This is a genomic window from Phaeobacter sp., from assembly GCF_022825805.1.
GTDB lineage: Bacteria > Pseudomonadota > Alphaproteobacteria > Rhodobacterales > Rhodobacteraceae > Phaeobacter.
Map to the genome: position 1 here is coordinate 26,321 of NZ_JAJDWC010000095.1, position 7,646 is coordinate 33,966.

At 57.2% G+C, this 7,646-nt stretch carries 8 protein-coding genes; 3 read left to right on the top strand and 5 right to left on the bottom strand.

The window, feature by feature from the left end:
- Positions 1–150: 150 nt before the first annotated feature.
- From pth to Q0C28_RS10670, 3 genes are all read left to right on the top strand, one after another.
- Positions 151–843, top strand: coding sequence for an aminoacyl-tRNA hydrolase (pth, locus tag Q0C28_RS10660; RefSeq protein ID WP_293575557.1), 693 nt, complete (start codon positions 151–153; stop codon positions 841–843).
- Positions 844–907: 64 nt separating this feature from the next.
- Entirely contained in the window at positions 908–2,071 is a 1,164-nt protein-coding gene (locus Q0C28_RS10665; RefSeq protein WP_293575559.1) for a serine hydrolase, read from the top strand.
- Between the two features lie 9 nt (positions 2,072–2,080).
- Positions 2,081–2,464, top strand: a complete 384-nt coding sequence (locus Q0C28_RS10670) for a DUF2237 domain-containing protein (protein ID WP_293575561.1) — start codon at positions 2,081–2,083, stop codon at positions 2,462–2,464.
- A gap of 64 nt (positions 2,465–2,528) precedes the next feature.
- On the opposite strand, the gene trpB is transcribed toward Q0C28_RS10670, so the two are convergent.
- The 5 genes from trpB to rpsA form a co-directional block, all read right to left on the bottom strand.
- A complete protein-coding gene (trpB, locus tag Q0C28_RS10675; protein ID WP_293575563.1) occupies positions 2,529–3,785 on the bottom strand; it encodes a tryptophan synthase subunit beta in 1,257 nt (418 codons plus the stop codon).
- A 137-nt stretch (positions 3,786–3,922) separates the two neighbouring features.
- On the bottom strand, positions 3,923–4,576 hold the full coding sequence (locus Q0C28_RS10680; RefSeq protein WP_293575565.1) for a phosphoribosylanthranilate isomerase: 654 nt from the start codon (positions 4,574–4,576) through the stop codon (positions 3,923–3,925).
- A gap of 9 nt (positions 4,577–4,585) precedes the next feature.
- Positions 4,586–4,936, bottom strand: coding sequence for a LapA family protein (locus Q0C28_RS10685; protein WP_293575566.1), 351 nt, complete (start codon positions 4,934–4,936; stop codon positions 4,586–4,588).
- A complete protein-coding gene (ihfB, locus tag Q0C28_RS10690; RefSeq protein WP_008560927.1) occupies positions 4,936–5,220 on the bottom strand; it encodes an integration host factor subunit beta in 285 nt (94 codons plus the stop codon). Before ihfB ends, Q0C28_RS10685 begins: the two co-directional genes overlap by 1 nt.
- Before the next feature lie 374 nt (positions 5,221–5,594).
- Positions 5,595–7,274, bottom strand: coding sequence for a 30S ribosomal protein S1 (gene rpsA, locus Q0C28_RS10695; RefSeq protein ID WP_293575600.1), 1,680 nt, complete (start codon positions 7,272–7,274; stop codon positions 5,595–5,597).
- Positions 7,275–7,646 lie beyond the last annotated feature (372 nt).

Below are 7,646 nucleotides of genomic sequence, written 5' to 3' on the forward strand. Positions count from 1 at the left end.
CGTCAGACACATTGGAAACGGGTCCTTCGGGGCCCGTTTTCTTTTGCAAATACGCCCATACATTCTTGGCAATGCAAGGGCGATGCAAATATTGCGCTCAAAGAGCCCGGCTCTTAAAACCTTGGCAGGCAGAATGGGAAAGTCTCTCACATGAAACTCTTTGTTGGCCTCGGAAATCCGGGCGCGAAATATGCGGGAAACCGGCACAATATCGGGTTCATGGCACTGGATCAGATCGCCAGTGATCACGGGTTTTCACCGTGGAAGAGCAAATTTCAGGCCCAGCTCTGCGAGGGGCAGATGGCCGGGGAGAAAGTCCTGCTGCTGAAGCCACAGACCTTTATGAACCTCTCTGGTCAGTCCGTCGGCGAAGCCATGCGGTTTTACAAGCTGACCCCAGATGCGGTGACCGTGCTGCATGATGAACTAGACCTTGCCCCCGGCAAGGCCCGCGTCAAACAGGGCGGCGGCCATGCTGGCCACAATGGCCTGCGTTCGATCCATTCTCACATCGGGGCCGACTATGGTCGCGTGCGGTTGGGCATCGGCCATCCTGGCCACAAGGATGCGGTGGCAGGCTACGTTCTGCGCGATTTCGCCAAGGCCGAAGAAGCGTGGCTGGACGATCTGCTGCGCGGCATATCAGACGGTGCGCCCTATCTTGCCAAAGGCGACGGCGGCAAGTTCATGAATGCGGTCGCATTGCGCGTCGCACCGCCGCGCAGCTCCAAGAGTGCGCAAAAACCACCTAAGGAGGCAGCTCCGAAAGACTCTGCCACTCAGGATGCCGCTGTAGAGGACAACAGATCGGCCATGGAGCGTCTGTTAGACAAGTTCAAATAAGGCAACAGTCGGCCGCACGCACGGCTGTCAGTTGCACGCCCGGCCCGGATCACAGGATAGCATCATGCGTAAATGGTTTCGAATTGCGGGGTTCACCACTCTCGCCCTTTGTCTGGTTGCTGCGGCTGTCGCTTTCTACAAACGGGACGAAATCCAACGGCTTTGGGCGGTGAACACGCTCTTTGATGCCGACCACATCGTACACAACTTTTCAAACATGGACGCTGCCTTCCTGACCGCGCCGCTGGATCGTGGGTCTGCGCTAACCAGCGAATTGCCCCAGGGGCCAGACATGGTCCTGCCCGACACAGTTGCGCAATGGATAGAGGAACGCTCTGTCACCTCGCTGCTTGTGCTGAAAGAGGGTGAGACGCGCCATGAAAGCTACCATCTGGGCACAGAAGAAAGCGATCTGCGTGTGTCCTGGTCCGTGGCGAAATCCTACCTTTCGGTTCTGTTTGGCATCCTTCTGTCCGAGGGAAAGATCGCCTCGCTGGATGATGAGGTCGTGGCATATGCCCCGTCTTTGCGTGGCACGGCCTATGATGGTGCGACACTGCGCAATGTGCTGAACATGGCCAGCGGAGTGGCCTTCGATGAGGACTATCTGGACTACGATTCAGACATCAATCGGATGGGGCGCGAGCTTGCACTGGGCGGCACATTGGATGGTTTCACGGCCAATCTGAACGACACTGTTGCAGAGCCGGGGACCGAATGGCGCTATGTCTCAATGGATACTCACGTGTTGGGCATGGTCATTCGCGGGGCGACCGGTGAGACCGTTCCAGCGCTCCTATCTGACCGGGTGATGCAGCATCTGGGGCTGGAACAATCCGGCCATTATCTGACGGATGGCGCAGGCGTTGCCTTCGTGCTGGGCGGCATCAACCAGACAACCCGCGATTTCGCACGGTTTGGCCTGATGGTCGCACAGGATGGCCAGTTTGCTGGCAAACAAATCGCACCAAAAGACTGGATCGCCCAATCTACTCGCCCGTCGGCTCCGACGGCGGAGGGCAAGGCTGGATATGGGTTCCAATGGTGGATCCCTCGCAACGCACAACCTGGTGAATTTCTGGCCAGAGGGGTCTACGGGCAATATATCTATATTGATCAGGGTCGAGATGTGGTGATCGTTGTCACAGCTGCAGACCGCGGTTTTCGAAAACCCGGTGTGTCACAACAAAATATCAGCATGCTCCGCACTCTGGCACAGTCGCTCTAGGATGGATCTATGGACAAAGATGAAAGTGTGAATGTACACGGCGGATCATTGGCAAGCTGTTCAACCGCTCCAATGACTGGCTTCTTTCGCGATGGTCATTGCAACACCTGCGCCCAGGATCAGGGCAGCCATACGGTTTGCGCAATCATGACCGAAGAGTTTTTGGCGTTCTCAAAATACGTAGGCAACGATCTGTCGACCCCGCGTCCTGAATTTGGGTTTGCAGGGCTCAACCCCGGGGACAGCTGGTGCCTGTGCGCTGGCCGCTTTCTACAGGCTGCCGACGAAGGCTGCGCGCCTCAGGTCAAACTGGACGCCACCCACCGCAAAGCGCTTGAAATCGTTCCACTACATATCTTGGAACGACACGCGTTCCGCAGTGCATCCAACTGATCAGCCGCACAAATGAAAAAGGCACCCGCGAAGCAGGTGCCTTTTCTCATTCCATGTGGTGCGATCAATCTGTATCGCGACCTTCCTCGGTATCAGACATATCAAAACCGAGGTGACGCGCGACGGTGAAGATATCTTTGTCCCCACGCCCACACATGTTCATTACCAGAATATGGTCCTTCGGCAGCTCTGGTGCGATCTTCATCACATGCGCCAGCGCGTGGCTGGGCTCGAGCGCCGGAATGATCCCTTCCATCGCGCAGGACAGCTGGAACGCTTCCAGCGCTTCACGGTCGGTGATCGACACATATTCGGCCCGACCAATGTCATGCAGCCAGGCGTGTTCTGGGCCGATACCGGGATAGTCCAGTCCCGCTGAAATGGAGAACCCTTCCAGGATCTGACCGTCGTCATCCTGCAACAGATAGGTGCGGTTGCCATGCAGAACGCCCGGGCGGCCACCGGTCAGAGACGCGCAGTGCTGCATTTTCTCGTCAACACCCTTACCACCGGCTTCGACACCGATGATGTTGACCGATTTGTCGTCCAGGAACGGATAGAACAGCCCCATGGCGTTGGACCCACCGCCAATCGCGGCGATCACGGTGTCGGGCAGACGGCCCTCGCCTTCTTGTTCGGCGAGCTGCCAGCGCACTTCCTTGCCGATCACGGATTGGAAATCGCGCACCATCGCTGGATAAGGGTGTGGACCGGCCACGGTTCCGATGCAGTAGAACGTGTCGTGGACGTTGGTCACCCAATCCCGCAGAGCATCGTTCATCGCGTCTTTCAGCGTCCCACGACCGGATGTGACAGGAATGACCTCTGCGCCCAACAGGCGCATGCGGAATACGTTCGGTGCCTGGCGTTTAACGTCATGCGCGCCCATGTAGACAACGCATTTAAGACCGAATTTGGCACAAACCGTTGCGGTCGCAACACCGTGCTGGCCCGCACCGGTTTCTGCGATGATCCGGGTTTTGCCCATGCGCCGTGCCAACAGGATCTGACCGAGCACGTTGTTCACTTTGTGCGCGCCTGTGTGGTTCAGTTCATCGCGCTTCATGTAGATCTTGGCGCCGCCCAGGTGATCGGTCAGCCGCTCGGCAAAATACAACGGGCTCGGGCGCCCGACATAGTGCTTCCACAGATCTTCCATTTCCGCCCAGAAGCTCGGATCATCCTTGGCGCGGTCATATTCCTCTTCGAGGCTCAGGATCAGCGGCATAAGAGTTTCGCTGACAAATCGCCCACCAAAAATACCAAACCGGCCCTGCTCATCGGGGCCGTTCATAAAGCTGTTGAAAAGATCTTCGGCCATGGTCCATTCCTTCTTCGCGGCACCCGATATGAGTATAGCGCCCCTCGACCGGGGTAAAGGGACACCCATGGAATTCTGCTGTGTGAGGCCCTATATCGCAGCCCTTGCGGCAAGTGCCGGATCAGCCATCACCGCGTTCAGCGGCGCGGGCTGTTCGCCGCGGCGCAAAACGCTGCAATCAACTCGGCGCTTTTTTCGCCAGGCGCGCTTTCCACCCCGGAGGCAACATCAACCTGGCTTGCACCTGTCATGCGTATCGCTTCGGCCACATTGTCGGGCGTCAGCCCACCCGCAAGCATCCATGGCTTGCGCCAGTACTTCTTCAACGCCAGCAACCGCCAATCAAACGAAACGCCATTGCCGCCGGGCAGAACAGCATCTTTTGGCGCTTTGGCATCAACCAGGATCTGATCGGCGACTGCTTCATATGCGTCGATGCGCTGGATATCCTCCGGCGTGGACACTCCCAGCACTTTCATCACCGGCAGACCGTAGCGGGATTTGACCTCTGCAACCCGTTCAGGTGTTTCCTGCCCGTGCAGCTGGATCATGTCCAACGGCACTTTGGCCGTGATATCATCCAGCAGATCATTGTCTGCATTAACAACCAAAGCAACCTTGCAAAGCCCGACGGGCGCCTCGAGTGCAAGCGCAGCCGCCTCCTCAGGTGTGACCGAACGGGGTGACTTTGGAAAGAAATTGAAGCCTATGTAGGCCCCACCAGCCGCAGCAGTAGCGGCGATGTCCTGCGGGGTTCGAAGCCCGCAAATCTTCACGCGAATGTTGGTCATTGGTGCGGATCAGCTAGCTTCGTCCAGAAGGGCAAGTACTTCGTCCTTACCTTCGTTCTTCTGCTTTTTCAGCCGGGCCACTTCCCGTGACAGCTTGCGCGCTTCGCGTGTCTTCTGATCAGCCTCGCGGCGGTGCTTATGCTCTCGCAACCATTCGATAATGAACCCAATCACCAATCCGGCCGCAATGCCGCCAAGAACGATGGCAAACAGAGGCAGCTCGATCCGGAGATTGTAACCGATCAATTCAGCGAGCGCCTCAGGCAGCAGTTTCAACTCCACCAAAGAGCGGTTTGCAAGGGAGACGGACACCAGTGCAATGGCAATGGCGCCGAGAATGGCATAGCGAATGTAGCGCATTAAGCTTTTCCGTTGAGGCGATCCCGCAAGAGCTTCCCAGTCTTGAAGAACGGCACGTGTTTCTCTTCGACATGGACCGTTTCACCGGTTCTCGGGTTGCGACCCACGCGTGCGTCCCGCTGCTTGACCGAAAAGGCGCCAAAGCCGCGCAACTCGACCCGGTCGCCACGGGCCATCGCATCTGTCACTTCTTCGAATACGGTGTTGACGATCCTTTCCACATCACGCTGATACAGATGTGGGTTTTCGTCTGCAATCTTCTGGATCAATTCCGAGCGGATCATATTCCGTCCCTCCCAAGCCAGTTTCGGCGAAATATTATACCCATGACTATAGGTCTGTTTCCCCAAACCGTCACCATTTGATCCGAGGAACAGGCATGGATTATTCTGTGTTTGCCAAAGATTAGCGCGCAGGAGCGCATGATCCAGAGATCCGACGCCGTTTCACAACCCATGCTTTCGGGAATTTCGGAGACCTGCTGCCGTTGATTCGTTGTGACAGATCGCCGCAAAGCGCAGGCAAAGATCGCAGCGGCCGCGTCGCTGCCCGGCCCCGACATGCGCCTGACACGCCTTCAATTTGATGTCTGCGCAAACAAAAAAGCGGCCCCAACATGTGGGACCGCTTCAAAGATTTTAAATCGCCAATTGGTCGATCAGTCGCCGGACTTCAGCGCCGCGCCAAGGATATCGCCCAGGGACGCGCCGGAGTCGGAGGAGCCATACTGTTCGACGGCTTCTTTTTCTTCCGCGATTTCGCGTGCCTTGATGGACAGGCCCAGACGGCGGGTCTTGGAGTCGACGTTGGTGACGCGTACGTCGACCTTGTCGCCAACCGAGAAACGCTCAGGACGCTGCTCTGCACGATCACGCGACAGGTCGGAGCGGCGGATGAAGGACTTCATGCCTTCGTATTCCACTTCGACGCCACCGTCTTCGATCGCGGTCACTTCAACAGTGATCACAGAACCGCGCTTCACGCCACCAACGGCTTCAGCAAACTTGTCGCCGCCGAGTGCCTTGATGGACAGGGAGATACGCTCTTTCTCGACGTCCACTTCGGAGACAACGGCCGAAACCAGGTCGCCTTTGCGGTAGTTCTGGATCGCATCTTCGCCGCGCTCGTCCCAGGACAGGTCGGACAGGTGAACCATGCCGTCGATGTCGCCGTCGAGACCAATGAACAGACCGAATTCGGTGATGTTCTTGACTTCGCCTTCGACCTGAGTGCCCTCGGGGTGGGATTCCGCGAAGACTTCCCATGGGTTGCGCATGGTCTGCTTGAGACCAAGGGAGACACGACGCTTGGAGCCGTCGATTTCCAGAACCATGACGTCGACTTCCTGCGAGGTCGAAACGATCTTGCCCGGGTGGACGTTCTTCTTGGTCCAGGACATTTCGGACACGTGGACCAGACCTTCGACGCCTGGCTCCAGCTCAACAAATGCACCGTAATCGGTGATGTTGGTGACGCGGCCTTTGTGCACGGAGGACAGCGGATATTTCGCGCCAACCAGATCCCATGGATCTTCCTGCAGCTGCTTCATGCCCAGGGAGATACGGTGGGTATCTTTGTTGATCTTGATAACCTGCACCTTGACGGTTTCGCCAATGGACAGGATCTCGGATGGGTGGTTCACACGGCGCCATGCCATGTCGGTGACGTGCAGCAGGCCGTCAACGCCGCCCAGGTCAACAAACGCACCGTATTCGGTGATGTTCTTGACCACACCATCCACGGCCTGACCTTCGGACAGGTTGCCGATGACTTCGGCGCGCTGTTCGGCGCGGGACTCTTCGAGGATTGCGCGACGGGACACAACGATGTTGCCGCGACGACGGTCCATTTTCAGGATCTGGAACGGCTGCTTCAGACCCATCAGCGGGCCTGCGTCGCGCACGGGGCGCACGTCAACCTGCGAGCCGGGAAGGAACGCAACTGCGCCGCCCAGGTCGACAGTGAAGCCGCCTTTGACACGACCGAAGATCGCACCTTCGACGCGCTGGTCGTCTGCGTATGCTTTTTCCAGGCGATCCCATGCTTCTTCGCGGCGCGCCATCTCGCGGGAGATAACAGCTTCGCCACGGGCGTTCTCAGCAGCGCGAAGGTAAACTTCGACTTCGTCGCCAACGGAGATTTCGGGAGCTTCGCCAGGGTTTGCGAATTCTTTCAGTTCAACGCGGCCTTCCATTTTGTAGCCTACGTCGATGATGGCCTGGCCCGCTTCGATTGCGATGACCTTGCCTTTGACAACAGAACCCTCTTCGGGTGTGTCCATTTCGAAGCTTTCGTTCAGGAGGGCTTCGAATTCCTCCATCGATGTTGTTTGAGCCATGAGGTCTCAGGTTTCCTTTACAAATCGGTTTTACTGGCCGGGCGGTTGTCTCCGCCGGTCTTAAAGATTGGTCCGTATGGGGCGCAGCACATGCCGGTCTGATCAGACAAACACAAAGGGCCGAGGTGTGCCCCGACCCTGCTCAGAATGCCGCCCGTGCGTTAACCGCCCCTATAGTGACAGCGCGTTTGTTACTGGGATTCCTTCGATCACGCAAGAGGAACCATGCAAAACTGTCGCTAACAAGCGATATGTCCGGTGTAGGTAACATGCGATCTGTCCGGTTTTATCATGTCTCCGAAAGGAGGCGTTATGAAGCGGACAGAAGTGTTACAGGAAGTTCGACTTATGAAGTTCGAAGACGTGTATTCG

Excerpts from the sequence above, each read along its gene's own strand:
- pth (WP_293575557.1), top strand. The coding sequence starts at position 151 with ATGAAACTCTTTGTTGGCCTCGGAAATCCGGGCGCGAAATATGCGGGA.
- Q0C28_RS10665 (WP_293575559.1), top strand. The coding sequence starts at position 908 with ATGCGTAAATGGTTTCGAATTGCGGGGTTCACCACTCTCGCCCTTTGT.
- Q0C28_RS10670 (WP_293575561.1), top strand. The coding sequence starts at position 2,081 with ATGGACAAAGATGAAAGTGTGAATGTACACGGCGGATCATTGGCAAGC.
- trpB (WP_293575563.1), bottom strand. The coding sequence starts at position 3,785 with ATGGCCGAAGATCTTTTCAACAGCTTTATGAACGGCCCCGATGAGCAG.
- Q0C28_RS10680 (WP_293575565.1), bottom strand. The coding sequence starts at position 4,576 with ATGACCAACATTCGCGTGAAGATTTGCGGGCTTCGAACCCCGCAGGAC.
- Q0C28_RS10685 (WP_293575566.1), bottom strand. The coding sequence starts at position 4,936 with ATGCGCTACATTCGCTATGCCATTCTCGGCGCCATTGCCATTGCACTG.
- ihfB (WP_008560927.1), bottom strand. The coding sequence starts at position 5,220 with ATGATCCGCTCGGAATTGATCCAGAAGATTGCAGACGAAAACCCACAT.
- rpsA (WP_293575600.1), bottom strand. The coding sequence starts at position 7,274 with ATGGCTCAAACAACATCGATGGAGGAATTCGAAGCCCTCCTGAACGAA.